Annotated in this window: 20 protein-coding genes and 5 pseudogenes; 10 read left to right on the top strand and 15 right to left on the bottom strand. The window is 61.2% G+C overall.

Translation table 11 applies throughout. From position 1 onward, the window contains the following. Positions 1–11: 11 nt before the first annotated feature. From HOY44_RS21745 to HOY44_RS21700, 10 genes are all read right to left on the bottom strand, one after another. Complete coding sequence (locus HOY44_RS21745) at positions 12–986, bottom strand: cyclase family protein (RefSeq protein ID WP_287437843.1); 975 nt, start codon at positions 984–986, stop codon at positions 12–14. A 64-nt stretch (positions 987–1,050) separates the two neighbouring features. Next, positions 1,051–3,093, bottom strand: a complete 2,043-nt coding sequence (locus HOY44_RS21740) for an ABC transporter permease (protein ID WP_287437841.1) — start codon at positions 3,091–3,093, stop codon at positions 1,051–1,053. Beyond that, positions 3,090–4,616 (bottom strand): sugar ABC transporter ATP-binding protein, encoded by a 1,527-nt coding sequence (locus HOY44_RS21735; RefSeq protein WP_287437839.1) that lies wholly within the window; start codon positions 4,614–4,616, stop codon positions 3,090–3,092. Before HOY44_RS21735 ends, HOY44_RS21740 begins: the two co-directional genes overlap by 4 nt. 74 nt (positions 4,617–4,690) lie before the next feature. Beyond that, positions 4,691–5,800 (bottom strand): sugar ABC transporter substrate-binding protein, encoded by a 1,110-nt coding sequence (locus HOY44_RS21730; RefSeq protein WP_287437837.1) that lies wholly within the window; start codon positions 5,798–5,800, stop codon positions 4,691–4,693. A gap of 346 nt (positions 5,801–6,146) precedes the next feature. Then, positions 6,147–7,142 (bottom strand): NADPH:quinone oxidoreductase family protein, encoded by a 996-nt coding sequence (locus HOY44_RS21725; RefSeq protein WP_287437835.1) that lies wholly within the window; start codon positions 7,140–7,142, stop codon positions 6,147–6,149. A gap of 55 nt (positions 7,143–7,197) precedes the next feature. Beyond that, entirely contained in the window at positions 7,198–8,448 is a 1,251-nt protein-coding gene (locus HOY44_RS21720) for an acyl-CoA dehydrogenase family protein (protein WP_287437833.1), read from the bottom strand. Positions 8,449–8,562: 114 nt separating this feature from the next. Further along, entirely contained in the window at positions 8,563–9,360 is a 798-nt protein-coding gene (locus HOY44_RS21715; protein WP_287437830.1) for an enoyl-CoA hydratase-related protein, read from the bottom strand. Positions 9,361–9,381: 21 nt separating this feature from the next. Continuing rightward, on the bottom strand, positions 9,382–10,395 hold the full coding sequence (locus HOY44_RS21710; RefSeq protein ID WP_287437828.1) for a phosphotransferase family protein: 1,014 nt from the start codon (positions 10,393–10,395) through the stop codon (positions 9,382–9,384). 533 nt (positions 10,396–10,928) lie between these two features. Continuing rightward, on the bottom strand, positions 10,929–11,879 hold the full coding sequence (locus tag HOY44_RS21705) for an alpha/beta fold hydrolase (protein ID WP_287437826.1): 951 nt from the start codon (positions 11,877–11,879) through the stop codon (positions 10,929–10,931). A gap of 64 nt (positions 11,880–11,943) precedes the next feature. Continuing rightward, positions 11,944–12,654 carry an alpha/beta fold hydrolase gene (locus HOY44_RS21700; protein WP_287437824.1) on the bottom strand — a complete coding sequence of 237 codons (711 nt, stop codon included), beginning with the start codon at positions 12,652–12,654 and terminating at the stop codon, positions 11,944–11,946. Between the two features lie 119 nt (positions 12,655–12,773). Between HOY44_RS21700 and HOY44_RS21695 the strand changes: the two genes are divergently transcribed. Further along, positions 12,774–12,923 carry a hypothetical protein gene (locus tag HOY44_RS21695; protein WP_287437822.1) on the top strand — a complete coding sequence of 50 codons (150 nt, stop codon included), beginning with the start codon at positions 12,774–12,776 and terminating at the stop codon, positions 12,921–12,923. A 112-nt stretch (positions 12,924–13,035) separates the two neighbouring features. Here HOY44_RS21695 and istB read toward each other — a convergent pair whose 3' ends face one another. Both istB and istA read right to left on the bottom strand, forming a co-directional pair. After that, on the bottom strand, positions 13,036–13,764 hold the full coding sequence (gene istB, locus HOY44_RS21690; RefSeq protein ID WP_287437820.1) for an IS21-like element helper ATPase IstB: 729 nt from the start codon (positions 13,762–13,764) through the stop codon (positions 13,036–13,038). Beyond that, positions 13,697–15,260: pseudogene (gene istA, locus HOY44_RS21685) on the bottom strand (IS21 family transposase). The gene istB and the pseudogene istA overlap by 68 nt, the downstream one beginning before the upstream one ends. Between istA and HOY44_RS21680 the strand changes: the two are divergent. Further along, a complete protein-coding gene (locus tag HOY44_RS21680; RefSeq protein WP_287438015.1) occupies positions 15,196–15,447 on the top strand; it encodes a hypothetical protein in 252 nt (83 codons plus the stop codon). The pseudogene istA and the gene HOY44_RS21680 sit on opposite strands and share 65 nt — an antisense overlap. Then, positions 15,440–16,456, top strand: a pseudogene (locus tag HOY44_RS21675) (IS110 family RNA-guided transposase). The gene HOY44_RS21680 and the pseudogene HOY44_RS21675 overlap by 8 nt, the downstream one beginning before the upstream one ends. A gap of 391 nt (positions 16,457–16,847) precedes the next feature. Here HOY44_RS21675 and HOY44_RS21670 read toward each other — a convergent pair. Beyond that, positions 16,848–17,547: pseudogene (locus tag HOY44_RS21670) on the bottom strand (DUF1403 family protein). Positions 17,548–17,894: 347 nt separating this feature from the next. Beyond that, positions 17,895–18,572, bottom strand: coding sequence for a hypothetical protein (locus HOY44_RS21665; RefSeq protein WP_287437818.1), 678 nt, complete (start codon positions 18,570–18,572; stop codon positions 17,895–17,897). A gap of 460 nt (positions 18,573–19,032) precedes the next feature. Here HOY44_RS21665 and HOY44_RS21660 point away from each other — a divergent pair, with 460 nt between their 5' ends. Then, a complete protein-coding gene (locus HOY44_RS21660; RefSeq protein ID WP_287438014.1) occupies positions 19,033–20,328 on the top strand; it encodes an AAA family ATPase in 1,296 nt (431 codons plus the stop codon). A gap of 10 nt (positions 20,329–20,338) precedes the next feature. Then, complete coding sequence (locus HOY44_RS21655; protein WP_287437816.1) at positions 20,339–21,505, top strand: ParB/RepB/Spo0J family partition protein; 1,167 nt, start codon at positions 20,339–20,341, stop codon at positions 21,503–21,505. A gap of 66 nt (positions 21,506–21,571) precedes the next feature. Here the strand turns inward: HOY44_RS21655 and HOY44_RS21650 are convergent, their stop codons facing one another. Continuing rightward, positions 21,572–22,618 carry a tyrosine-type recombinase/integrase gene (locus HOY44_RS21650; RefSeq protein WP_287437814.1) on the bottom strand — a complete coding sequence of 349 codons (1,047 nt, stop codon included), beginning with the start codon at positions 22,616–22,618 and terminating at the stop codon, positions 21,572–21,574. Positions 22,619–22,743: 125 nt separating this feature from the next. On the opposite strand from HOY44_RS21650, the pseudogene HOY44_RS21645 reads away from it, so the two are divergent. From HOY44_RS21645 to HOY44_RS21625, 5 genes and pseudogenes are all read left to right on the top strand, one after another. Further along, positions 22,744–23,628 (top strand): annotated as a pseudogene (locus tag HOY44_RS21645) (DUF1403 family protein). A gap of 2 nt (positions 23,629–23,630) precedes the next feature. Continuing rightward, a pseudogene (gene scpB, locus HOY44_RS21640) lies at positions 23,631–24,203 on the top strand (SMC-Scp complex subunit ScpB); the annotation flags it as partial. Between the two features lie 512 nt (positions 24,204–24,715). Beyond that, entirely contained in the window at positions 24,716–25,180 is a 465-nt protein-coding gene (locus HOY44_RS21635) for a helix-turn-helix domain-containing protein (protein ID WP_287437812.1), read from the top strand. Beyond that, positions 25,177–25,752, top strand: coding sequence for a PIN domain-containing protein (locus HOY44_RS21630; RefSeq protein ID WP_287437809.1), 576 nt, complete (start codon positions 25,177–25,179; stop codon positions 25,750–25,752). Before HOY44_RS21635 ends, HOY44_RS21630 begins: the two co-directional genes overlap by 4 nt. A 90-nt stretch (positions 25,753–25,842) precedes the next feature. Next, entirely contained in the window at positions 25,843–26,190 is a 348-nt protein-coding gene (locus tag HOY44_RS21625) for a hypothetical protein (protein ID WP_287437807.1), read from the top strand. The last annotated feature ends 9 nt before the right edge of the window (positions 26,191–26,199 follow it).

Here is a 26,199-nt window from a genome sequence, read left to right as displayed (position 1 = left end):
CTGTCCCTGCCTTACTTCACCGCGAGAACGTTCAGCGGGGCGCCCGTTGCTTCTCGGACCTTCAGCGGAGAGGCCATAAAGAGGAAATCCCATTGTCCGTCGGCATGGCAGTCCTCGGCCAGCTTCTCGAAGTTGCAGATCTCGGTGAAGATTATCCCGAGGTTCCGCATCAAAGCGCAATGCAGCGGGATCTGCACGCCTACCTCGGGGTCCAGTTCCGTTTCGTTCGAGATGGTGTCCGTGGCAAAGCAAGGGATCTCCATCTCGTGGAACCAGTCGACCAGTTCGGGGGAATAGGTCAGCCCGGGCTCGTTGAAATCGGCGTAGAACTTTTCGGGTCCCTGCTTGTAGAGCAGCTGGAGGAAACCGATCCGCAGGCACAGGATATCGTGCTTTTGGATTGTCACACCCTGTTTCTCGGCGCAGCCGAGGATGTCATCGAGCCCAAGGAAGTCCCCCTTGTCGAGAGCGAACTTGCCCTTGTACGCGGCCAGGTCCAGCAGAACGCCGCGCCCGACGATCCCACGCTCGGCAATCGGCAGGATCGAGGCCTTGCGCATGCCGCCCACGGTCTCCTGCGCGGAAAAACCGTTCCAGATTTTGTCGTCGTACCAGACGTGCCCAAGCGCATCGACCTGGGTCGAGCCCTGCAGGAACATCGAGATCTTGTCGTCTGCGAATTCGACGCCGCCAGGGAACGGTTCGACCTCGCCCTTATCGTAATTGCCTTTGTCGCGAACGTTTTCGCGCACCGTGGGAAGACGGCCGGGCCACATCGGATCGCCCTCGGGATTGCCGATCAGTTCGCCGCAGGTGATGACCTTGCCCTGCTTGGCCGCTGCGATACCGCGCAGGACCTGATCCGGTGTCAGGAAGTTCAGCGACCCGATTTCGTCATCATTGCCCCAACGGCCCCAGTTTGACGGCGCGTTTGCAAGCACCTGGCTCATCCGCAGATCCTGCGATTTCGAGAACCCTTTTTCCATTGTACTCCTCCTTCGATTTGGCGCGGCACGGCGGGTGGTCCGCCTGGGCCGCTGTGGTTGGTGGTCAGTGGCGTTCGCGCAGCGTCAGGATCGCAAAGATCACGACGAGCCCGAAAATGATGTCGCGGAAGGCGAACGGCAGGGTGGTCCCGGCCAGCAAGGTCTGCAATGCGGTCAGCAGGAGCGCTCCGCCCAGCATCCCCGCATAGTGACCCCGCCCGCCGGTGATCGCGGTGCCGCCGATGATGATGATCGCGATGGAGGGCAGCAGGTAGACATCGCCCATCCCGAGGCTGGCCTGACCGCCGAAACCTGTCAGCAGAAGGCCAACCAGTGCTGAACAGACGCCGGACAGCATGAAAACCAGCACTGTCACGTCTCCGGTGTTCACGCCCGACAGATAGGCCGCCCGCCGGTTGGTCCCGACCGCGACAACGCGACGGCCGAACGTGGTGCGCCCCAGAAGCACAAGCGCCATAGCAACGAAAATTGTCATGAAAACCAGCATCGGTGCGACACCCCAAAGCTTACCCGTCATCAGCCAGCGCAGCGCGGGGGCCGTGGCGCCCGACGGCGTGCCGTCGGAATAGATAAGCGCGGCACCCTGCAGCAGTCCGTTCATCGCAAGGGTCATCACGATCGGCGGCAGGCCGATGGCAGCGACACCCAGGCCGTTCAGCAGCCCGATGCCCGCACCGACCGCGAGAACCATCGGGATCGCCCAGATCGCGGCCTCATTCGAGCCCTGCATCAGCCCCGCCCCCAGAACCCCGCAGAAGGCGATCGTCCATGGCACCGACAGGTCAAGCCCGCCGGACATGACCACTACGCCCTGACCAAGCGCCAGAATGGCGAGGAACGATACCAGAGGTGCCAGAGAGTTGTAGAAGCGCAGCGAAAAGATCGTGTTGCCGCCATAGACCAGCTGCGTTGCGATCAACACCAGCACAAGCACGATGTACGCCGGAAGGACGGTGGCCAGCGTTTCACGCCGGCGCGCGTTCAGCCACCGTGGCGGTGTGTCGTCTGTGGCCGGTGCAGAGCGGTTCGTTGGCTGCGGCGCCCCTGCGATACCGGCCCTCCGAACCGACAATCTGCGTCCGACCTGCGCGAAGGCCATACGTAGCGGCCCCCTCGCACCCATCAGGCCCGCCGCGGCGGCGATCAGCAGAGCGGCAGCTTCGACCACCGTCGAATAATAAGCCGACACGTCGAGCGCCAGAAGGATGTTGACCAGCAACATGAGCGTGTAGGCCCCGATCACCGTGCCGAGTGCGCCGCCCCTGCCGCCGGCAAGCGAGGTGCCGCCAAGAACCACCGCGGCGAAGATTTGCAACAGCATCGGATCGCCGACCAAGGGGTCTGCCGCTCCGGTCTGGGCAGAGATAAAGACCCCTGCGGCCCCATAGAACATGCCGCCGATCACGAACGCGAGGAACCGCGTGCGCATGACCGGCAGACCGATTGAACGCGCGCTTTCCGGATCGCTGCCGACCGCATAAAGCGAAATGCCGAACCGGCTAGAGCGCAGCAGGTACCAGATCGCCAGTGCCGCCCCAATGACAAGCACCGACGACGGCAGGATCTCCGGGATCGCCGATCCGGTCAGGACCATCGACATCTCGAACCCGACGCTACCGCCAGGGTTGGGCATGATCAGCAGCGTGATGCCCCGGACCAGGAACATCGTCGCCAGCGTCACCACGATCGACTGCAACCGAAAGAAGGCGACAAAAAACCCGTTGAACGCCCCGATCGCCGCACCGATGCCGATCCCGACCGCCACGGCCGCGATCTGGCCGCCAACTGTCTCCTGCGGGATCGAGGCGACGACGACATTGACCAGACTGATTGCGGCACCGGCCGACAGGTCGAACCCGCGGGTCAGGATGATGATCGTCTGGCCGATGGCCGCCAACGCAAGTGTGGCGCCGCCATTGGCCATCGAGTTGAAGTCGAAATAGCTGAAACTTCCCGGCGAGATCACCTGCAGGAAGGTGAACAGCAGGACGAAGATGATCCCTATGGTCAGCGGACCGCCAAGGCGACTCCAGTTAATCGGATCGCGGGGTCTCAGGTCCGGAGTTCTGATCGTCTGGTCAGTCATGCCGCGCTCCCCAGGGCCGGATGGCCGCCAAGGGCCAGATGCATGATCGTCTCTTCCGTCAGGTCCTCCGCGGCGACGTCGCCGGCGATGCGGTGGTCGTAGACAACCAGCGCCCGGTCACAGACGTTCACGATCTCGGGTATTTCCGAAGAGAACATCAGGACGGCACCGCCACGCCGCGCGAAGTCTCGGATCAGCGTATAGATCTCGTGCTTGGTGCCGACGTCGACGCCCCGTGTGGGATCGAGCAAGAGCAGGGTATGCGCATCGGTCAACAGCCACTTGGCAAGGACCATCTTCTGCTGGTTGCCTCCCGAGAAGCTGTCAGCCCGATCGGTTACCGCGCGGGTATGAAGCTGGATGTCGCGGAATGCCTGCCGGACACGCGCGGCTTCCTCGGTCGTCTGCATCAGACCGAAGCGGCTGACGGCACGAAGATTTGGAAGCGATGCGTTCTGCGTGCCGTCGAGGTCAAGAAAAAGCCCTTCGGTCTTTCTGTCCTCGGGCACCAGGCCGATGCCGCTTGCGATCGCGTCGGCCGGTCCGGCGAACGATACCGGCTGGCCCCGGACCTCAAGCGTTCCTTCGTCCACCGGCAGTGCGCCGAAGCAGGCCAGGAACAATTCGTTCTGGCCCATGCCCTGAAGGCCAGCAACCCCAAGGACTTCGCCCTGTGCCAATTGGAACGATGCATCGCGCATCCGATGACCCACGCGGAGCCCGCGTGCTTCCAGCGCCGGCGGCGCCGGTTCCCGCTTGTGGCTGACGCGCACCGGATAGGTCGCATCAAGCGACCGGCCGATGATCATACTGACGACTTCCGCATCGCTCAGGTCCGCAACGCGGGCAGTCCCGGCATTGCGACCATTTCGTAAAACCGTCATCGTTTCGCAAAATTCACGCACTTCCGGCAGATGGTGCGAGATGAAGATGATCGAAGTGCCCTGCGCCTTGCACCTTTCGACGATGCGTCCCAGCCATGTGATATCCGGACCCGACAGGGTCGAGGTCGGTTCGTCCAGTAGCAGCACACGCGGGGTGCGGAAGATTGCCCGCGCGATTTCGAGCTTCTGGCGCTGTGCAAGGTCCAGTGTCCGCATCTCCGCCCGCAGCGGAATGTCCGACAGACCGAGCGTCTCAAGATGAGCGGCAACCTTGTTCTCTCCGGAACGCCGCCGGATCTGGCCGAGAAACCCGAGGGGTTCGTTAAGTAGAAGCATGTTCTCGGCGACGGTCAGGTCGGGGATCTGGGTCATTTCCTGAAAGGCGGTCTGAATACCGTGCTTATGCGCGTCCCGCACCGATCCCAGCCGGACCTCCTCGCCATGGATTCGCAGCTCTCCCCGGTCCGGGCGGACCAGGCCGCTCAGCACCTTGACGAAAGTCGATTTGCCGGCGCCGTTTTCACCCAGAAGCGCGTGGACCTTCCCCGCCCCGACCTCGACGCTCGCATCGTCGAGTGCCACGGTCGGACCGTATTCCTTGCGGATGGAGCGCGCAGAAACCGCGGGAACGTCGGACATGGTAATCCCCTGGATCAAAGAATGTGCGGATGCCTTCGAATGCCCCGGCGGTCGTCCCGCCAGGGCATTGCTGGTCAGTCCGGGGTACCCGTCAGTGCGGCGTTGAAGCCAAGCTGCGGCAGTTCTGTCGAAAAGATCGACGCGAACCAGCCCGGGTTGGGAACGACTTCAGGGCTGAAGGCATTGCAGCCCGCGTTCATCTCTTCCCACGTGCCTTCGATGCAAAGCTGCACCTCGTCGTTGGTGATGGGATGCGGTGACAGCAGAGTCGTCTGCTCCACATCCTTTCCGTCCAGCGAATCCACGACCACTTTCAGCGCCATCGCGCCGGGATAGACCTGAGAGCTGGCCGAGATCGACGGCGTACCCATGGGTCTGTAAGTCCCGTTTGCTCCGGCCACTTCGGTGTCTGCAGGCAGCATCTGGATTCGGTGCCCGTTCGACCCTTCGCCGGCGCAGGGAATGATGTCTGCGTAGGCAACCCCGGCTTCGGCCTGCATCGACGCAGCGGTGTAGCAGCCCACCTGCATCCACAGACCGTCGATGCTGTCCCACGTTTGTGTGGCGGTGATGCGGGAGAGTTCAGTACGCGCGACGGCCTGGCTCCACATCCCGTTGGCCTCGGCGATGACCTTGATGTCCGGATACTTCGAGAAGACCTCGCGCGCGGCTTCGTTGCGCAGCGTGTCCACCGAAGTGCCGGTAACCCCGGTGATCATCACCAGGTTTCCCTTGCCGCCCATCTCCTCGGCCAGCCATTCGGCGGTCACCCGCCCCCATTCAGCCTGGTCGATATGGACGTTATAAGCGCAGGGCTCCTCAATGACGCCGTCATAGGCAATGACCTTGACGCCCTTGTTGCAGGCATTCCGTACAACCGAGTTCAGCGCCGTCGGAGAGATCGGATAGACGATGATCGCATCGGCACCAGCCTGAACCATGGCGTTGATCTGCTGTATCTGCTTTTGCGCGTTCGGCCCGGCGACCTGCACCTTGAGGTCAACCCTGTCGGCATAGTCCTCAGACGCCGCCAACGCCTTGATCATGTTGGCGGCTTCGGCCTGCCAATCATTCCCGATATAGCTCATTGAAAGATAGATTTTGTAGGGGTCCGCAGTTGCTGCGGTTGCGGCAGCGCAGCCGAACGCGGCGCCAAGGGTCATCGCCCTCAGAATAGTCTTCATGATGTCCTCCCGATGGTGCCAGGGCACCTTTTTCAAGTCAGGCAAGCTGACAGTTATGGACCAAATGCCTCCCATTATGTCCATATGTCCGACAGTCCATCATACCGGCAATCAGGCTGTCAAAGGAAAATATTGGCGACCGATGAAAAAGCTGCAGTACGCAACTTAACACACTGATAAATATTGGAATATTTTTTCGATACGCGGCCGGATGACCAAATGGGGCGTTCGCAATACTTTTGTATCCGGCCCCCTGAAGGTCAGAGGCCGGACCATGTCTTTCCCAATCTCCCCGGATGCCCGGCATCCGCAGGTGTCCCGAACGAAGCGCGTCAGGCAGTCCGTGTCAGAGAGCCACGAGCACCTTTCCCAGCACCCCGCGGCCGGACAGAGCAGAGATAGCAGCGCCCCCCTGCGCTAGCGGATAGGCCGCATGGATGCGTGGCTGGAGCTTACCAGCGACGCAGAGGTCGAGAAGTCGCGCCATCGCCCGCCGGTTCGCCTCGGGATCTCGCTGAATCGCCGCCCCCCAGAAGACGCCACGGATGTCGCAGGATTTCAGCAACGGCAGGTTTGCCGGGATGCGCGCGATCCCTGCTGGGAACCCGATGATCAGAAAACGCCCACCCCATGCACAGCAGCGGAGCGCAGGCTCGGTGTAATCGCCGCCCACGATGTCCAGCACGATATCCGCTCCGTTCTCGCCCAGTTTCTCGCGGAACGCCCCACTCAACGCCTTTTGCGCGGCCCGGTCCAGCGGTCCGCCGGGATAGACGACACCGTCATCGGCCCCATGTGCCCGGGCAATCTCCACCTTTTCCGCAGTGCTGGCGGCCGCCACCACACGCGCACCCATGACCTTGGCTAATTCTACTGCCGCAAGGCCGACTCCCCCGGCAGCGCCAAGGACAAGGACCGTATCGCCCGGCGTGATCGCGCCCCGCTCCTCAAGAGCATAGAGAGCCGTTCCATAAGTCATCTGAAGTGATGCTGCGTCCTCGTCGCTGACCGGGTCGGGGACAAGATGGCACTGTTCGGCCGGAACACAGACTTTCTCGGCCATCGCACCCCACATCGGAAGGGCCATGACCCGGTCTCCGGCTATGAGGTCTTTAACGCCTTCCCCAACCGCCTCGACAACACCCGACAGTTCCGCACCGGGGGCAAACGGCCGGTCCGGCTTGAATTGATAGCGATCCTCGATGATCAGCGTGTCGGGATAGTTCACACCAACACAACGCACGGCGATCAGTACCTCGCCCCTGCCCGGCACGGGATCCGGAACGTCCTTCAGGGTCAGGCTGTCGGGTCCGCCCGCCATTTCGCTCAGTAGTATCTTCATATACCTTTTCCGTTCTCGAGATGGCATGGGGCCGACCTACAACCCCGGCAAAATGTCAGTGTGGTTTCACGAAATGCGCCGCATTCTGGCCGCCCGTCGTCTTGGAGCGTTTCAGTTCTTCACGCGCAATGACCCGCATGTGCACCTCGTCCGGACCATCGAGGAACCGCATCGCCCGGCCCCAGGTCCACAGATAGGACAGCGGCGTGTCCGGGGTCATGCCCGCGGCCCCAAAGACCTGCATCGCCCGGTCGACCACCTGCGTCTGCAGGCGCGCGGCCGTTACCTTGATCATCGACACGTCGACCCGCGCGCTCTTGGCTCCCTCACGGTCCATTTTCCACGCGGTCTTAAGCATCAGCAGGCGGGCCGCGTCGATCTCCATTCTGGACTGTGCGATCCAGTCTTGGATGTTGGCGTTGTCGGCAAGCATTTTGCCGTAAGTCTTCCGCTCAATCGCCCGTTCGCAAAGAAGTTCCAAAGCAAGTTCGCATTGGCCGATGGTGCGCATGCAGTGGTGAATGCGCCCGGGCCCCAAACGCGCCTGCGCTAGCATGAATCCGTCGCCGGGCTGTCCCAGGATCGCATCACGGGGCACGCGGACGTCACGATAGACGATCTCGCAATGTCCCTCGGGCGCGTGATGATGCATGATCGGCACGTCCCGCACGACCTCAACCCCCGGCGTGTCCATGGGCACGAGTACAAAGGAATGTTTCCGGTGCGGGTCCGCTTCCTCGCGCGGGTCCGAGACGCCAAAGACGATCGAGAGCTTCGCGTTCGGATGTCTCCCCCCGGTCGAGAACCACTTGCGGCCGTTGATGACAAAATGGTCTCCGTCCTCGCGGATAGAGGTCTGCAGGTTGGTCAGGTCCGAGGACGCGGTGTCAGGCTCGGTCAGTCCGACGATTGACCGGATCTCGCCCAGCATCAGCGGATCAAGCCAGCGCTCCTTCTGCTCGGGGGAGGCAAACCGCTTGAGGATCTCCATGTTCCCCGTATCCGGCGCCGAACAGTTGAAGACCTCCGAGCTCCAGGGCACACGCCCCATGACCTCGGCCATCGGCGCATATTCTAGGTTGCTCATCCGGGTGCCGGGGTCCTCCTCCTCCAGCTCTGGCATGAACAGGTTCCAGAGCCCGTCGCTGAAGGCCTTCGACTTGAGCGGCTCTAACACCTCGAGCGGATACCGTCCCGTGCTGGCGATCTCATGGAAACTCTGGTTGGCCGGCAAGACATGCGACGTCATGAACTCCGTTAGCCGCCCCACATAGTCCCGTGTCCGGGCCGAATACTCAAAATCCATCACTGTCTCCTCCTCTGGCCGGCCGGCGTGGGGGCGGACCCCCGGCCGGAACGGCGAATGTAAACTCAGGCGATCCTCCTGGGGTGGCGCGATCCGGCCGCTGAGACCCGCACCTCAATGTCCGACCCAGACCGGCGCACGCTTCTCCGCGAAGGACCGGGCCCCCTCAAGCGCGTCGTCGGACGCGAATATGTCCGCGAAAAGCGCATCGTTCCGCACCCATGCCCGTCCCTCATCGTCAAGTTCGGTGTAGCGTGACAACGCAAGACCCGCCGCGACCGAGCGCGGGGCGCTTTTAACGATGTCGTCGGCCAATACCATCGCGGCGTCGAAAGCACCGCCGTCCTCGGTGATGCGATTCAACAAGCCGAGGCGGTCCGCCTCCTCGGCGAGAAATGTCCTGCCGGTCAGGGCCAGCTCTCGCGCTTTAACCACAGGGATACGCGCGGCGAGGCGAAAGACGCCCCCTGCCCCGGCCAGCAATCCCAGTTTCGCTTCGGGCAGCCCGAATTTGGTCGATCGGTCGGCAATGACCATGTCGCAAGCCAGCATGATCTCGAGTCCGCCGGCCAGCGCTGCACCATGGACGGCCGCAATCACCGGTTTGGTGCGGTCGAGACGCACGAAGCCGGCGAACCCGCCTTCCCCGTCCAGCACGCCTTCGATCTCACGACTGGCAAAAGCCTTGAGATCCATGCCCGCGCAAAAAACCCGCCCTGCCCCGCGCAGGACCGTAACCCGCAGCGCAGGGTCGACTTCGACTGCCTTAACAGCCGCGCGGAGGGCGTCCGAGAGTGCGCGGTTCACGCTGTTGCGCTGTTCGGGTCGATTCAGGGTGATGACGCCGACGAACCGGATGATCTTCGTGTCCAGCTCGCGCGCGGTCCTTTTCGCGCTGCTTGCTGATCTCAACGATCCGTCCCCCGGCGACCTTCATAGCGCCGGAACCGCCCTGTCGGACGAAAGGATGCGGTGCGCATGCGCCGCACAGATTGGCGCCAATGACCCGACAGCGGCCGCGTCCTCGCTCACCGCCTGTCCAGATCTGGCACGCGCCGCGATGCCGGCGAAGATCACAGCCATCCGGTAATGAGCGAAAGCCAGGTGGAACGGCCTGAGCGGTTGGGTGCAGCCGCCCGCCGCGCGATAGACATCGAGAAAGGCGGTCGGCTCCGGGATGCCCAGCTGCCTTAGGTCGAGTCCTGCCAGCCCGCCAAGCTGATCTGGGGCGAGGTCGTAAAACAACATCCAGTGCGACAGGTCCGCCAGCGGATCGCCAAGCGTCGAAAGCTCCCAGTCAAGGACCGCCGCAATCTTGTCGTTGTCGGCGTCGTGGATCAGGTTGCCGACGCGGAAGTCACCATGCACGATGGTGGTAGGCGAGGCTGCGGGGATGTTCGCGGCAAACCAGCGCTGAAGCTCATCGATCATCGGGTCCGCCCCGACGCCGGCGTCTTCCCACTGCCGCGTCCACCGGCGCACCTGACGCTCGTAATAATCGCCGACCCGTCCATAGCCACCCAGACCGCAGGCAGCCCAATCAATGCGGTGCAGGGCCGCCATTACCTGTGCGGCGGCGGCGTAGAAACTGCCCCGCGACACGGGCGCAAGGTCAGGCATAGCGCATTGGTCATGCACCTGTCCGGCGACCATCTCCATCAGATAGAACGGCGTGCCGATAACTTCAGGATCCTCCTCGAGAAGGATCATACGAGGCACAGGAACGTCGCTGCCGTGAAGCGCCTCCATGATCTGGTATTCCCGTTCGATCGCATGAGCGGCGGACAGGGTCTGGCCCGCAGGTTTTTTGCGCAACACCATTCGCTCATCGCCGCGGGTCACGAACCATGTCGGGTTGGACTGACCAGAGGCGACGGGCGCCAAAGCAAGTGGCCCGCCGATCGCCGCCTCTAGTCGGTCGAGGTCGAAATCGAGGTCTCTGCTCATCCCGCAACCCCCGCTGGATCACGCACCATTGCCACTCCTCCCGAATCTAACTTGTCCCACTGTCGGACAATCAGGCTAAACTGAACGCACCACTGTCGCAAGCCCTCTCGAAGCGACGTTGGTGGTGGTCTTCGTTTCAGTCAGACAAATTCGCGGGTGCGCCAAGAAGACGGACCCCTTGCATTTGGCGTGGCAAATCCCGTCTTGAGCGTCCGGAGGGGCATCGTCAGGTTGTTTGAACCAGCGCGTGAGAACGGGGACGTGCGTCGGTCTCACGCGGTCAACTTGCGTGTATATCCGGTCAGCATTGCCAACTTGCCGTGTTCAGCGGTGGAGTTTAGGCGGTCGTTTTGAAGAAACCAGCTAAGATGCTCTGCCTGAAAGGTTACAGATTCCCGCGCGAGGCATAACCGTGCGCCGGGAGACCGTTCGGGAATGGGTGAACCGGTTCAGCCCGCATGTCTCACATTGCATTAGGCGTGAACGGGCAGCTACAGCAGGTAAATGGCACCTCGATGAAGCTGATTTGCCAATCAACGGTGCGAATGTGTGGTTGTGTTGGTTTTCTGAGTCTCGTTGATAAGAACTAGGATCAGATCTAGGATCTGATCGCTGTTCTGTTCGAGCATCATCATGTGCCCATTTCCGGTGATGTCATGTTCGGGTAAGTATACAAAGCGGCTGATCATCCCTTGTTCCGTCAGGAAGTCGCCGATAGCGGAGTCCGCAGCGGGGGGATGATCGGGGTCGCTGTCACCGGTGACAATCAAAACCCGGGTCCCGGCCAGTGCATTTGGGGTCGACATCCGCAATTGCTGACCTTCGAAATTGATGCGCTCCAGAAAAAGTTGACGAGGGACGGCCTGCAGTCCGGCAAGGTAGCTTTCGGTATGTTGACGGGGAAACTGCGTGCTCGAGCCGATGAGTTTGGCGCGGGCTGCCTCATGGCTAAGCACAACCGGTGCGTTCGGGTGTACATCAAGTGGAACGCCGGCTAATTCCAAGGTCAATCGATCTGGGCCTTGAGACAGCAGTCTGGCGGTTGGCTGGATGTTACCAGGCGGGCCAGGCGCGATCGCGATTAAATGGCTGAGCCGGTCGGCCAGCAATTCGGCAATCCGCCATCCAATGGCGCCGCCCATCGAATGGGTCCAGAGGATGATTTCGCCTTCGAGAGTTTCTACCGCCGCGGCTATCTGGTCGGCGACAAGTTGTCCCGTCAACTTTTCGGGCGGGACATAGCCACTGCGGCCGCACCCCGGCCAATCGACGCATATGACGCGATCACCGCCGCGAGCGAGCCGTATCGCCCAACCTTCCCGGTTATCCGGCGTCCGCAACCAGCAGACGCCAGAATGCATGCCGCCGTGTACCATAACGTGGGTTTTAGCGAAATCAGTGTCAGACGGGACAATGATGTCAGCGTAAACGCCATCCCGCCCAAAAGGGCCGGATGTTTTGGACAGGCATGCGGTCTCAATCATCGGATGCCATTGCCTTCGAACAACCGAAAGCCGGACCCTCCAACGATCAAATCGGTGGGACGCATCAGAGGACCCCGTCGATGGCGTCGGCCAATTCGCGGGGGCGTGTCATCATCGCCTGATGGCTTCCGGGACTTTCGGCGGTTTTGGGATTGTCCAGGCGGGACGCCATATTGCGATAGACCTCAGGAGGCATCGCCATATCATCTTTGAGGAAGACGTAGGCAGATGGGTGATTTTTCGCCCAGAAATTGTTGAGGCGGATCGGTTGATCGAGCCATCCCATCGGACTGGATATCAACCGCTGCGCAAACAGGTCCAAGCTTTCCGCGTTGGCGTCCTGCATGAAAGCATTGTCCAACAACTCCCGGGTCATGGGGACCGTGTTGTCAGGAGATGCACTCGCCATCGCGGTCAGCCCTCCCACAAGTTCGGCGGGCAGTACATCATTTATGCATTCGCCATCGTGCAGGACCCAGGCGTCCACGAAGGTAATGTTTTTTACTGCATCCGGCATAGCGTCGGCCACCAATTGCGCCAACGGGCCGCCGCCGCTATGCCCAACTATTGCGAACTCTTTCCAGCCTTGATCTTTGATCCTTGCAACGAGGTCGTCGGCCATTTTGGAAAGTGTCACCCCGGCCCTGTTGTCGTCCTTCTCGTGGCCCAACATTGTGGGGTGGAAGGTCTCATGGCCTTTCTCTTCAAGCGCTGAGGCGACGTCGTCCCACGCCCAGCCGCCTTGCCATCCTCCATGCACCAATACGATTTTCATGATTCCCTCCATAGCGTTATGCTGTTATTCAGCGTACACACGTTAGGATTTATTCGTTCCATATGCAACTATAATAAGTACCAATTGCAACTATGAAATCCGGTGAAAGCAGAGATCAGATGGATGTGCGTTTGCAGGGCCGTGATGCGATCCTGAACGGCACTGAAATACCGTTCGCCTACAAAGCCTCCTACATCCTCAACTTCTATCGAGAGCCTTTGTTCAGGGTTATTGAAAATGAGCTTGGCCTGAATGTCAATCGGCATTGAAGTTTGACCCCCTATCGGCATCCAATATTGACCCCTTGTGCTTAGCAGGCCCGGCGCTGCGTAGCCCTCACATAGCGCAGCGGCGGCGGGCCTGCGGAGTTTCGGTTTGGCGCTATGCGCGGTTCTTGAAACGCCAGCTTTCGTTTCCGGTTTCGACGATCTCGCAGTGGTGCGTAAGCCGGTCGAGCAACGCGGTTGTCATCTTGGCATCGCCGAAGACGCTGGGCCATTCGCCGAAGGCCAGGTTGGTTGTGACGATGATGGATGTGCGTTCGTAAAGTTTGCTGATCAGGTGGAACAGGAGCTGTCCGCCGGTCTGGGCGAAGGGCAGATAACCCAGTTCATCGAGGATCAGGAAGTCGAGGCGGGAGATGAGATCGGCGGTTCGTCCCTGGCGTTCTGCGCGGGCTTCTGCGTCCAGCTTGTTCACCAGGTCTACCACATTGAAGAACCGACCCCGGCGGCCCTCCCGGATGCATATTCTGGCGATGCTGACGGCGAGATGGGTTTTGCCGGTGCCTGTGCCTCCGATCAGGACAAGGTTGCGTTGGTGATCCAGGAAGTCGCCGGTGGCCAGGTCGCGGATCAGCGTCTCGTTGACTTGCGCCGCTTCGAAGTCGAACTCTTCCAGTTCCTTGGCAAGCGGCAGCTTGGCGATGGTCATCTGGTTTTTGACTGACCGGGCCTGCTTCTCTCGGATCTCGGCGGTCAGCAGATCGCCGATGATCTGCTGGGGCTCGTGCTGGCGTTTAACGGCGGTGGTCAGCACCTCGTCATAGGCGGCCTTCATTCCGTAGAGCCGCAGCTTCCCCATCGCGTTGATCACGTCCGAGCGTTCCATTCTGTGTTCTCCTCAGGCTGTCATATCGGTTGCAGTCGGCAATGGGCTCACAGGCCAGCCGCAGGGCATCTGGGGTGGTGATTGTCAGGGGCGGTGGAGGCTCGCGGTGACGGGCCAGGATGTTCAGCACGACGCCTGCCGAATGGACGTTGTGCGACAGAGCCTCGGCACAGGCCGCTTCAACCGCATCCAGGCCATCGGTCAGCACGGCGGCGAGGATATCGACCATCTGCCGGTCGCCGCCCGGCTGGCGTTCCAGCTTGCGCCATACGCGACGGATCGGGAGCGGCAAGTCCCATTCCTTGAAGGGCGCGCCGTTGCGAAGGGCGCCGGGTTTGCGAGCAAGAACGGGGATGTAATGCAGGGGATCGAAGATCGTTTTGTCCCGCCCGAAGGCCCGCGCATGCCGGCCAACGATTTGCCCATCCTGCCAGCATTCCAGCCGGGCGGCATAGGCCCTGATCTCCACCGGCCGCCCCACGGCACGGGCATCGACCGAGTATCGGTTCTTGTCGAACCGCACGAGGCAAGTCTTGGACACCGAGGCCGGAACCGCGTGGAATCCATCGAAGGGACCGACATAGGGCACAAGGCTCGGACGCTCTTCTTCGAACACCTCCCAGATCGTTCGATCACGCATCTCCGGGTGCTTGTTCGCCTTCGCATAATCCCGGCACCGGTCTTCCAGCCAGGCGTTCAGCTCGGCATAGGATTTGAACTTCGGACGAGGCACGAAGAAGCGCCGCCGGATCACGCCCACCTGGTTCTCGACTTGCCCTTTCTCCCAGCCCGAGGCAGGCGTGCAGGCAACAGGATCGACCAGGTAGTGGCCGCACATCTGCTGGAACCGCCGGTTATAGGCGCGATCCTTGCCGACGAAGATCGCATCGACCGCGGTCTTCATGTTGTCGTATATCCCCCGGGCGCAAGCTCCGCCGAAGAACGCGAACGCCTTGTCGTGGGCGTCGAACACCATCTCCTGTGTCTCTCTGGGATAGGCCCGCACAAACGGCATCCGGCTGTGGCTCAGGCGCACATGCGCAACCTTCACCGTCGTGGTCACGCCGTCAATCAGGACAACCTCATGGCTCCAGTCGAACTGATAGGCTTCGCCCGGGTCGAAGCTCAGCGGCACGTAGGCAGCGGCGGAAGCTTCCGGGTCGCCTTCGACCAACTCGCCGCATAGCGCCGCACCGCATCATAGCTGCCGTCATAACCCCGGTTGCGCAGCTCTTCGTAAATCCGAACCAGTGTCAGCCGCTGGCGTTTGGGTTGCCGGTCATTCTCAGCCAGCATCTCATCCAGATCGGACCGCCACGGGTCGATCTTGGGGCGGGCTGCGTGGACCGGTCATAGCTGAACTCGGTTGCCCCGGACCGCACCACCTTCCGCACCGTGTTCCGTGATACCCGCAGCTCCCGGCAGATCTGCTTGATCGACTTCCCCTGGATGAAATGCGCCCGCCTGATCTTCGCAATCGTCTCCACAACCAACATCCCAAATCGCTCCCTCAATCCTTTGAGGAAGCTTCTGAACAGAAATATCAGGGGGTCACTTTTGGACGCCGATTACCCCAATACAGGGGTCAATCTTGATGGTGTGGATGCCCCACCCGACGGCATCGCGATGTGCCAAGATGGTGATGTTGAAGTCACCATAGGGAGAGGAGGCATCCATGGATGAGATTAGCATCGTCGGCGTCGACCTGGCAAAGCAGGTTTTCCAGATTCATGGCGCTACGGCGGACGGGCGCGCGGTTTTCCGCAAGAAGCTGTCGCGGCCACAGTTCGCGAAGTTCATGGCGGCACTGCCGCCATGCATCGTAGCCATGGAGGCTTGTGGGACAGCGCACTACTGGGGCCGGGAACTCGCCCGGCTCGGCCATGAGATCCGGCTCATCCCGCCCGTCTATGTCAAACCCTTCGTGAAGCGGCAAAGAACGACGCCGCGGATGCGGAAGCGATTGCCGAGGCGGTCCAGCGACCGAACATGCGGACGGTGGCGGTGAAGAGCTCCGCACAGCAAGCCCGCGCGATGCTCTTCCGGACCCGCGATCTGCTCGTTGGTCAACGCACCCAGCTGGTCAACGCACTGCGTGGCCATCTCGCCGAACACGGCATCGTTCTGGGTAAGGGCATCGCCAACGTCGAACGTCTCGCCCTTCGTCTGGAAGACGATGACCTGCCGGACTTGGTCCGGCACCTGGAACGGATCTATCTCGATCAGATCGCGCAACTGGGGCTGAGATCGAAAACTCGACAAGCGCATCGTCGCGGCCGCGAAGCAAAACGGGGAGGCCGAAGGCTGCAGACCATGCCTGGGATCGGCCCGGTCTGCGCGATGGCGATTACGGCCTTCGCGCCGGACATGCGTGAGTTCCGTAGGGGCGCGACTTCGCGGCCTGGCTGGGACTTGTGCCACGACAGCATTCGAGCGGCGGCAAGCAGAAGCTGGGCCGGACCTCGAAGATGGGGCAGCGCGACATCCGACGCCTGCTGATCGTGGGGCGATGTCGATCGTCCATTGGCGAGGTCGCGACGGCGGGCGGCCAGGATCATGGCTCGCGCGTATGCTGGCCCGAAAGCCGCGCATGCTGGTGGCTATCGCGCTGGCCAACAAGATGGCACGCATGGTCTGGGCCATGCTCGTGCGCGAAGAGGATTACCGAGATCCGACCGGCGCGGTCTGCTGACCGCGGCGCGCGGAGCGTCGGCGATGTGAGGAAAGCGACGACCCGTATGGGCAAATGATCGAACAGATCCGGGTTGGGAAAACCAGTGGCGTGCAACGAGCTGCGAGCTCGCAATTTTGATCTGGTCCCCAATCCGCGCATCACCATACCGGCCCGCGGCATGTCTTGGCCGCACCTGAGAGGCCTGAAACATGACCGCACTCGATCACGCGCTCAAAAAGTCAGAGAAAATCCTTGCATCGAAGGGGCATCCAAACATGCATGCCGGTTCACAGGCAGGTCTTCCACCTCTCGATCCAGGTCGGTGTCGGCTGTATCCTTCGGCTGCTTTTTTGGTCGCATGTCGGAACTTTGAGCCCGGTTCCCACTTTCGCTGGCCATACTCATGCGCTCAAACCCCGTAGAGCCGGAATGTGTCACGCCCGGTCAGCTCGCGCACCGCGCCAAGCTCCACCAGCCGGTCGCAGAACCGCCGCGCCGCCCGATCGGACCGAAGCGGCGCAAGCACGGTCGGCGCGACGGAACCGCGGTTTAGAAACATAGACACGGCCTAGTCGGCGTCTTTGGCCCGAAGCTTCGGTGCGACCTCTCTCAACTGCGCCGCGCGACGAGCCAAGTCGGCGGACTAGCGCGTGACCTCGAGGCTGCGGACACAATCGCCCGATGACAGGCGAACCACAGGTCCGCGCCTGCCATCGGCAAATCGCCGCGCTTCAGGCCGTTCACCAGAAGGGGCACGACATGGCTCCACCCGAGCGCCTGCGCCAAAGGCCGCCTCGACTAGGATCAGCGCCGTGACATGGTCGCGCGGGCCGATCCTTCACAACCGCCTGCAGCGCGGTTGCAGCCCGCCGGACCGGCGCGCGCTGCCATAACAGGTAAACTTCGCCCGCGGGCCCCGGGCTGTAGTCCAGCTGCAGGACCGCCACCGCATCACGCAGCTCTCCGACTTTTTCCGGACGCCCGGAGAAGGCGACACAAGCCTCCGCCGCCCGACGGGCCAGACGCTCGCGCATCAAGGTGTGGGGCAGTTTGTCCCGGCTTAACACGAGATGTAGGTGGCTCAACGCTGCCCCGGACAAAAACGCCACATCTTCAGGGACATCAGACCGCGCCGAGGTGACCTAGGACGGCATCCGGGGTAGGTTCACGAGGTCGTCGGGGAGTTCATGGCGGCCATATGTCATTCCACAAGGCTATCCCAAGACGGCGCTTTCGTCCACAATATGATGTGTAAACCGCCCCACTCTGCTGCGCCTCCTTATGCCCAATAATATTGCAATATTCGACACGGCGGATTTCTGTTTCAGTGGCCCTATGTGCTTCAAGCCCCTGACTTCGACTTCCGCCATGTGGCGGCTTAACCGGTCAAGCGACTAACCTGCGATGCTGTCTGGCGATATGAAGTGATAGCATTTCAGTTAGAGGGCTAGGTCTTTCAGTATTCCACGCGCACACCTGTAACTGTCGGGTCGATCCGCCGAACCGCGCCTGTCAGACGCGCCATTAGGTGTGTTTCCACGTAGGTTGCGTGGAACCGGGTGGGAGCCGCCAGGATGAGCCACCCTTCATGCTGCTCGATCTCGGTCAGCCCGTGGAACCAAGCACCGTACGTGGCACCGTCCTCCGCATGTAGAACGGCTTGCGCTTCAGCCCAGAGGCTGCCGTCCACAGTGGGCGCAGCTACTTGGCGAAGTGCAACTACATTGGAAGGTTTTGGTGGCGTCCGCACGGGATCTACACGCTCAACAAAATCCTCCCCAATTTTTGGCCACGCAGGCCGTGTGTCTTCCATCATCCGTTGGAGATCGATTCCATAGACGCTTACCCTACCCCGTGCACCGCGGCGCTTCATAACAAGCCAGCCCATCGACAAAAGTTTCGCAATCTCGCGCTTGACTGTCCGTGTGTCGCACGACCAAAGCTCCGCGATCGCCCCTTGTCCCATAGAAAGTTCATCGCGTTGCCAGTTGTAGCGCGTCGTGATCAGCGACATCATCCTCATCACCTGCCGTTGGCGATGCTTATCTTTACTCAGGGCAAAGGCCATGAGTGCCGAGAGGATGTCGTACTTTCGGGATGCAGCTTCACGCCCAACCGGTTTGGCCAGCTCCATGGCCGTCTCCTCGTGTCCCTCGCCCGTAATGCGGGCGCCAATGCCTCGGTCGTCATCTATGTGACTTTGCTGGGAAAAGGTCGTTCACAACGCCTTTCCTCCGATGCTGGCTATTAGCGTCCAGTTCTTCGATTCTGTCAAGCGAGGATCCGTTCGACCCAAAAACCTTTCTGAAAGAAAAGGTAACATTGGTACTGGGTGACATTCTATGTGTCCCCTAGTGGGGGAGAAATGTCACCCAATATGTGGTGCAGCTCGTTTGGGTGTCCCCCAATAGGGGGCGTTCTGGGCCTTGCTCAGACGGCGCTACTCCGAATCGGCTGAAGCCCCTGCCCCAAGGTTCATGGGCGATACCTTCTCCGTGGAGAAGGTCTTTGCCCATCGTGTCTTTGTTTTTGCGTTTTTGTCAATTTCGGCGTATTTCCAGAAACAGGCAGAATTTACGTTGAGGCATTCGACAATGTACGACCACCACGATCTCGCGCGGCTCCAGGCACAGTCGCTCAAGATGCAAAGCTGGATCCGCCAGCAAACCTTTTCCCCAGAGAACTCCAAGCATCTTCGTCGGTTTTCGTCCTGGGAGGTGAGTGAGCTGATCTTCGGTATCAACCAGTCCACGTTTCGGGGACGCCTTGCTTCCGACCCCAGCCTTCCCTCCGGCGAGGTTGAGCCCGATGGGCGGCAGCGTTGGTTTTCGCTCGATGAAATCAACGAGCTGCGGAGGCGGATGAAGGTGAACCGGAAATCGTTAATGCCGCCCCGCCCCGCAGGGAAACGGGCCTTCCGGGTGGCGGTGGCCAACTTCAAAGGCGGCGCGGGCAAGTCAACCGTGGCGCTCCATTACGCACACGCTGCCGCGCTGGATGGCTACCGTGTTCTCCTTGTGGACTTCGACCCGCAGGCAACCTTGAGCCATTCGATGGGCCTCACCGACGTGGCCGAGGACTACACCGTGTGGGGCATAATGGCGCGCGACCTGATCCGGGAGACTGACCGGATGAACGACGCTGTCGTCGGCGCTGAAAGCGGAACCGCCCTGCCCCAGCGCAAGATCCCGTCTTCAATCCGTGACCTCGGCCTGTCCGAGCTGCGCCACCAGGACTTCATCAAGCCCACAGCTTGGTCGACCATCGACATCATACCATCCTGCGCCAACGCGGCCTTTGTGGAGTTTGCCTCGGCCCAGTACCGTCATCTCAATCCCGAATGGTCCTTTTTCGCCGCGGTCTCTCGTTATCTCGATGGCGTGGGCGACGACGACTATGACTTGATCATCTTCGATTGCCCGCCGGCGATCGGCTACCAATCGATGAACGCGGTCTTCGCGGCCGACATGCTCTACATCCCTTCTGGTCCCGGCTACTGGGAATATGACTCGACCACCTCGTTCATAGGCCAGCTCGCCGAAGCGCTTGAGGATTTGTCCGTCGGCTTCGATGGAACCTTCCCAACAGGGAAAATGACCTTGCCGAAAACCTTTGCTGATATCCGCTTCGTCATGACCCGGTTCGAGCCGGGCAACGATCTCCATCGTGCGATGCAGGAAGCGTTTCGGAAGGTCTTCGGTGATCATGTCGCAGAGAACGCGGTGGAGATGACGCGCGCCGTGGAACAGTCCGGAAGGTTTCTCTCGTCGGTCTACGAGATCGATTACCGAGAGATGACTCGCGAGACATGGCGTCGGGCTCGTGCAAGTTTCGACCGCGCGTATGAAGAATTCCGGGATCGTGTCGTCACCGCTTGGGACAAGATTTGAGGAGCGAAATATGAGAAACAAACGCCGCATCTTCGATATCGATATGCCGGACGACGCCGTCGTGCCGCCTCCGGAAACCTTCCCCGCGGAGAAGGTTTCGGAAGACAACGCGCCCCGTAGTCGCCGAGGTCCCATGGCCACTGCGATCTCCGAAACGGCCAGTTCGGCGCGCGAACGGCAAGACGTCGAGGCCCGGATCCGCGCGGAAAACGATGCGCTCGCCCATGAGCACGTACGTCTGAAGCGGCTGGGTTTGCTCGTTGACCTGATCCCGCTAGAGATGGTCGAGACTTACAAGCTCGTGCGTGACCGGTCCAAGGGTCCGGACATGGAGCTTTCGGAATTGAAAGAGTCGATCCGTGAGCTTGGGTTGTCCAACCCCATCCGTGTCGAGGCGCGAAGCGATGAGCGCTATGAGCTCATCCAAGGCTACCGTCGTCTCGCAGCCTATCGCGAGCTTCTGGAAGAGACGGGGGACGAAGAGCGGTTCGGAAAAATCCCCGCCGCGGTCGCGCAGGCCGGGGACAGTCTTGATGCGCTCTACCGCAAGATGGTGGATGAAAACCTCGTTCGCAAAGACGTATCGTTTTCGGAAATGGCACAGCTCGCACTGGATTTCGCGGCCGATCCTGAGACCGAGGAAAACGATCCGGACAAGGCCGTGGCCCGTCTGTTCAAATCTGCGAGCTATTCCAAACGCAGCTACATCCGCACGTTCATTCGCTTGAATCAGGCGCTCGGCTCCATCCTACGGTTCCCGTCGGAAGTGCCGCGAGCACTTGGCGTAGCATTGGTGGCCCGCATCGAGGAAGACGAGGACCTGCCGAATGACATTCGGGAGGCGCTGGCAGCTTACGACGACCCCAAAGCCAAAGAGGAATTGGCGGTGCTGCGCCGCTTCGTGAAAGACGAGGAGCCCGCCCAAGAAGAAGGTCCGTCTCCCGAGGAGGAAGCAGCCCCAGAACCCGAGCCTGTTGAAGAGCCGAAGCCGGCGACAAAGAAGCTTTCAACGGAGGGCAAGGCCAAGACGAGTTTCCAATTCGAGCGGGCTGAGGGATTGACGAAATGTACGGCCGCTGCTGGCCGATTGGAGATCCGCCTTGACCGTGATTTCACGACGGTCGACAGGCGGAAGCTTGAGGCTGCCGTCCGTCGGCTCCTTGATGATCTGAACTGAAACCTTCTCCGCGGAGAAGGTTTTTCGAAATAAAGGGGGGGCGCATCTTGCGCCCCCTTTGCCGGTTCAAAGCCCGGCCGCCTTGGTGAGGTTCACGCGGAACCTGTCGCGGCGGCGCTGGTAGCGGCGTGTCATCTCGGCAGAAGCGTGGCCCAGGTGCTTCTGCACAAAGCGCTCGTCGACCTCGGCCGAGCTTGCAAGGCCCGCGCGCAGGGAGTGGCCCGAGAAGAGCTTCAACCGCTCGGCCTCCGGCAGGTCGGCGCGGATGCCGGCGTCGAGCACCGTACGCTTGATCAGACGCGCCACGTGCCGGTCCCTCAGCCGGCTATCGAGCGTCCGTGACCCGTCCCGAGAGGTCCGCACGAACACAGGGCCGAAGTCGATCCGTGCGAACTCGAGCCAGCGTTCGAGCGCGCGCACCGGGCAAGTCTGGTCCGAGCTGCCGCGCCCGATCTCGACCTCGCGCCAGCCGGTCTTGGCGTTCAGGGTGAGCAGCGCGCCATCGTCGAAGATCTCGACCCAGCCGCCGGAGTCCGGCGTGTCATCTCGGTGCACGTCGAGGCTCACGATTTCGCTCCGGCGCAGCCCGCCGGCGTAGCCGAGAAGCAGGATCGCGCGGTCCCGCAAGCCGCGCAGGTCGAAGGGCAGGGTGGCGACCATCGCGCGGATGTCCTCGGCCAGGATCGCCTCTTTCTGAAGCGGAGGCCGCGCATGCCGGCGTCGAATGCCGGCGAGCACGGCGGCGATGTGCCGATCGCTGCGGTCGAGCGTGAAACCACGCTGTGCCGCGTTCCAGGCAAGGCCGGACAACCGGCGTTCGATGGAAGCGACCGAGAGGGCGGGGGACTTTCCCGCGGGCAAGGCCAGGTCGGCGATGTAGAGGCCGACCAGCTCCGGTGACGGGGGCAGGGGCTCCGCGCCCTTCATCCGGCACCAGCGCGTGTAATTGGACCAGTCCGTCGCGTAGGCGCGACGCGTGCTGTCCGCGACCGCCGCCCGCGCATAATCCCGTGCCGTGTCCACCAGTCGGTCGAGCGTGCCAGAGCCCGCGACGTGGTCGGGCAGGGCGAATTCATGGTCCGATCGGGGCGGGTTTTCGGGTGTCTTGGCCATGTTTGGGAGGCTAATCTTTTAATGTCCGATAATGCAATATTATTGGACATGACAGAGCGCTGTAGAGTGGGGCGCTTTTCACAGTATCTTGTAGGCAAAAGCGCCGCCGTGGGGTGTCTCGTGGCATGACATATGCCCCACATGCGCTGACCGACGACCTCGAGACGTTACCCCGGATGCCTGCCTGGGTCACCTTCACGCGTGCTGAAACCCTTGAAGATGTTGCGTTTTTGTCGGGCGCGGCGCTGAATCACGTGCAACTTGTATTGGGACACGAGGAGGTGCCCCAAGCCTTGTTGCGGGACCGGCTCGCGCTGCGCGCTGCCGCGGCTTGCGTCACATGCTCTGGACGGCCGGAGCATGCGACGTTGCGCGATGCGGTGCACCTCCTGTGCCCCGGCGACCTGCTCGGACCGGCGGGCGAAACCTGCCTCCTCTGGCGGCGCGTGGTGGAGCGGCCGGTGTCGATCAAGGCTCTGGGCCGAGCCTTGCCGACCATCGAGCCGGGTCAGATTTCCTCGTGGCTGGATGCAGGCTAGGTAATGCCAGTAGTCCGTGCCGCGATGGTGCTGGAGGCGGTGCTGACCGAAGCGCCGCGGGCCGATGTGCCCGCGCTGATCCTCGCGGATGCTGCCCTCCCTCAGGCACTCGGCTGGGATCATCTCGTGCCGGTGCTGGCCCCTTGCCTGAAACGCGCCGACCTGCGCAAGCAAGGCGATGACCTTCGCTTGGCCTGTCATCGGGCACTCGTCTCTTCGGTGGTCGAGGCCGCCAAGCCGGCTGCCGACCTCGCGCGTCGGGCGACGCATCTGAGGGCGGTCGCACCGAAACTGCGGGCCAAGGAAGGGTGCGGGTGACGCGGTTGAGATGCTACTGACCCGCGATGCCGTGGCGCCTTCGGCCTGCCTTTGCTGGATCGCGCCGCGCGGCGGCTCTGCGACCGGCTGGTCGACCTCGGTGCGGTGTGCGAGCTGACCGGGCGCGACACCTTCCGGCTCTACGCGGTGTAGGGATGGCGAAGGATCGCTCTGACTTCGAACTGGATCGCGAGCTGCCCGAAATGCCGCCGGAGTTGCGCTGGCGGGAATGGATGCGCCGGATCGAGGCGGTGCTCTTCGCCTCTGCCACGCGAAGATCTCGCCTGCGTGGTAGGGCAGGGGGCGTCGGTCGATCTGCTGGCCGAGGACCTTGCCGCCGATCTGGAAGGGCGGGCTGTTGAAGTTGCGCAGGTCGCTGGCGGCTGGACGCTCCCGGACGCGGGGTATCTACGCCCCCGCGGTCCGCGCAGCGGCAGATGTCGAGGACCAGCTACTCAATCTGAGCGAATTCGACGTCGCGGTGCTGGCGGCCATCGCCTATCACCAGCCGATCTCGCGCAACGGGCGCAAGGACATCTTTGGTAAAGAGATCAGCCGCGATCTGATCGGGCGGCTGCATGCACGCAATTTGATCGGGACCGGGCCAGGGTCACCGCGACGCGGGGCCACCTATACGTTCGTCACCACCGAGCAATTCCTTGTTGTCTTCGGTTTTGGAGAGCCTGCGCGATCTTCCTGATCGGGAGCAGCTTGTGGAGCCGGGGGTGTGGGCGAACTACCACAAGTCGATTTCGGGAAACGTGTTGCTGATCTCGTTGTGCGATAAGGCTCTGAGACAAATTTCTTTTTTCTCCGATAACCTTATATCTTGCCGGTCGCCATTGCCGATGCCTGACGCAATCTCGGTTGTTCTGTTATTCGTTTCATCTGCAGTGCAACGATTCATGTGGAGAGCTAGAAATACTCACAATTTCAATGCGATAATCGTTGCACCCCTTTGAAGTCGTCCACTTACTCGATTCTGATCGAGAGGATGTTGTCGCGTACGCCCGCGAGCAGTTCTTCGTCTGTTTTGGGCTGGAAGCCCTTCGCGGACTTCCCGACGGAGAGCAACCGGTGAAGGCTTTGGTGGTCGCTTTGTAGTGAGAGCGGTGCGGTGTTCGCATGCTGTGATCCGTTTTCAAGATGTTAGCGGATTTCGAATATTTCGACTGTTGCGATTGTTTCGATTGGCGGATACCCTATATCAAATACGAAAAGAGAGAACTGGAGAGAGAAGATGAACGCCCTCAGAAAAGAGGCGTTCTTTGATCGTTTACCCGACGAGGTCGAGGTCAAGAACGCCGAACAACTCAGAACGATTGTCGCCTCCCAGATCAAGGAAGGCGAACCGACAAAGCTATCGCTTGCCCTGGAAGGTGGCGAAGTTCGCACCGTGACGCTTGCGCCCGCCCTGACGGCTTCGCTGCTCGAGGTGCTGCGGCTCGTGTCGAGCGGTCGCGGGTTTCGGATGATCCCTGTCGAGTCAGAGCTGACCACACAGCAGGCCGCGGACCTTCTCAATGTGTCCCGCCCGTTCTTGGTGAAGCTTCTCGAGGAAGGTGAAATTCCGTTTGCGAAGACCGGCCGTCATCGCCGGGTTCGTGCCGACGATCTCTTTGCCTACAAAGAGAAGCGTGATGCGTTTCGCTCGGACGCGTTGAGCGACCTTGCCTCAATGGATGTGGAAGAAGGTCTTGTATGAGCCGATACGCAGATCGGTTCACTGCTCTTCTCGATGCTTGCGTGCTTGGCGGCGCACTTCGCAGAAACATGCTCCTGAGCCTGGCTGAGGCCGGATTGTTCCGGCCTCGGTGGAGCAGTCGCATCCTCGACGAGACCCAGAAAGCGATCACCCAAATCACCAAGGGCGAAACTGATGGTTCCCGGCAGCGCGCAGCTATCGAGGCGGCGTTCCCAGAGGCAATCGTCTCCGGCTACGAGGTCTTTGAGGGCAAACTCGATCTGCCGGATCCCAAAGACAACCACGTTCTCGCTGCGGCGATCTCGACATCGGCACAAGTCATCGTGACCGACAACCTCGCGGATTTCCCAGCCGAAGTGCTTACGCGGCATGCTATCGACGCGATCTCAGCAGACGACTTTATCGCAGACACGATCGAACTCGACCCTTCAGAAGCGATCCTCGCGTTGAGGCGTATGCGTGAACGGTTTGCGAACCCTGCGATCGATGTTCCTGCGCTGATCCACAAGTTGGAGGCACAGGGTCTTCTCCAGGTTGCAACGATCATGAATGAGTACAGAGCATTCCTTTAGAGGATCGAAGATCCGAGAATTGCCATCCCCGCATCAAACCAAATTGTTTCCAATGCGAAGAAATCTCCGCCTCCTTTCGGACTGACACCCATGACATCGAATGCAGTGACGCCAGAAGAAATCGAGCGCCTGGCCCAAAGCAAGGGCCCAGTCACGGCCGCAGCGAGCCTTGGCATCGGTGACTACAGTGACGAAGCCTTGATGACGGCGCTTGCGGAAGGCGCGTCACGCCGCAATGTATTGATTTCGGCTGATGATGAAGACCTCTTGGATAGCCTTTTTGGTTCACGCTTCTTCGACGTTCAGATCTGTCCGTCGTCAGGTGATTTGGAACACGAGCGCCTGATCTCGAACGGAGGGTCTGGCTCGATGGGGTTTCAGTCTATGCCGCTGTCTGGCGGTGCAGCAAGCGGCGCTTCTCGATGGTCCTTGCTTTGATCTCCTTTC

The organism is Maritimibacter sp., assembly GCF_016774595.1.
Lineage (GTDB): Bacteria > Pseudomonadota > Alphaproteobacteria > Rhodobacterales > Rhodobacteraceae > Maritimibacter > Maritimibacter alkaliphilus.
This window is presented reverse-complemented; position numbering and strand designations above follow the sequence as displayed.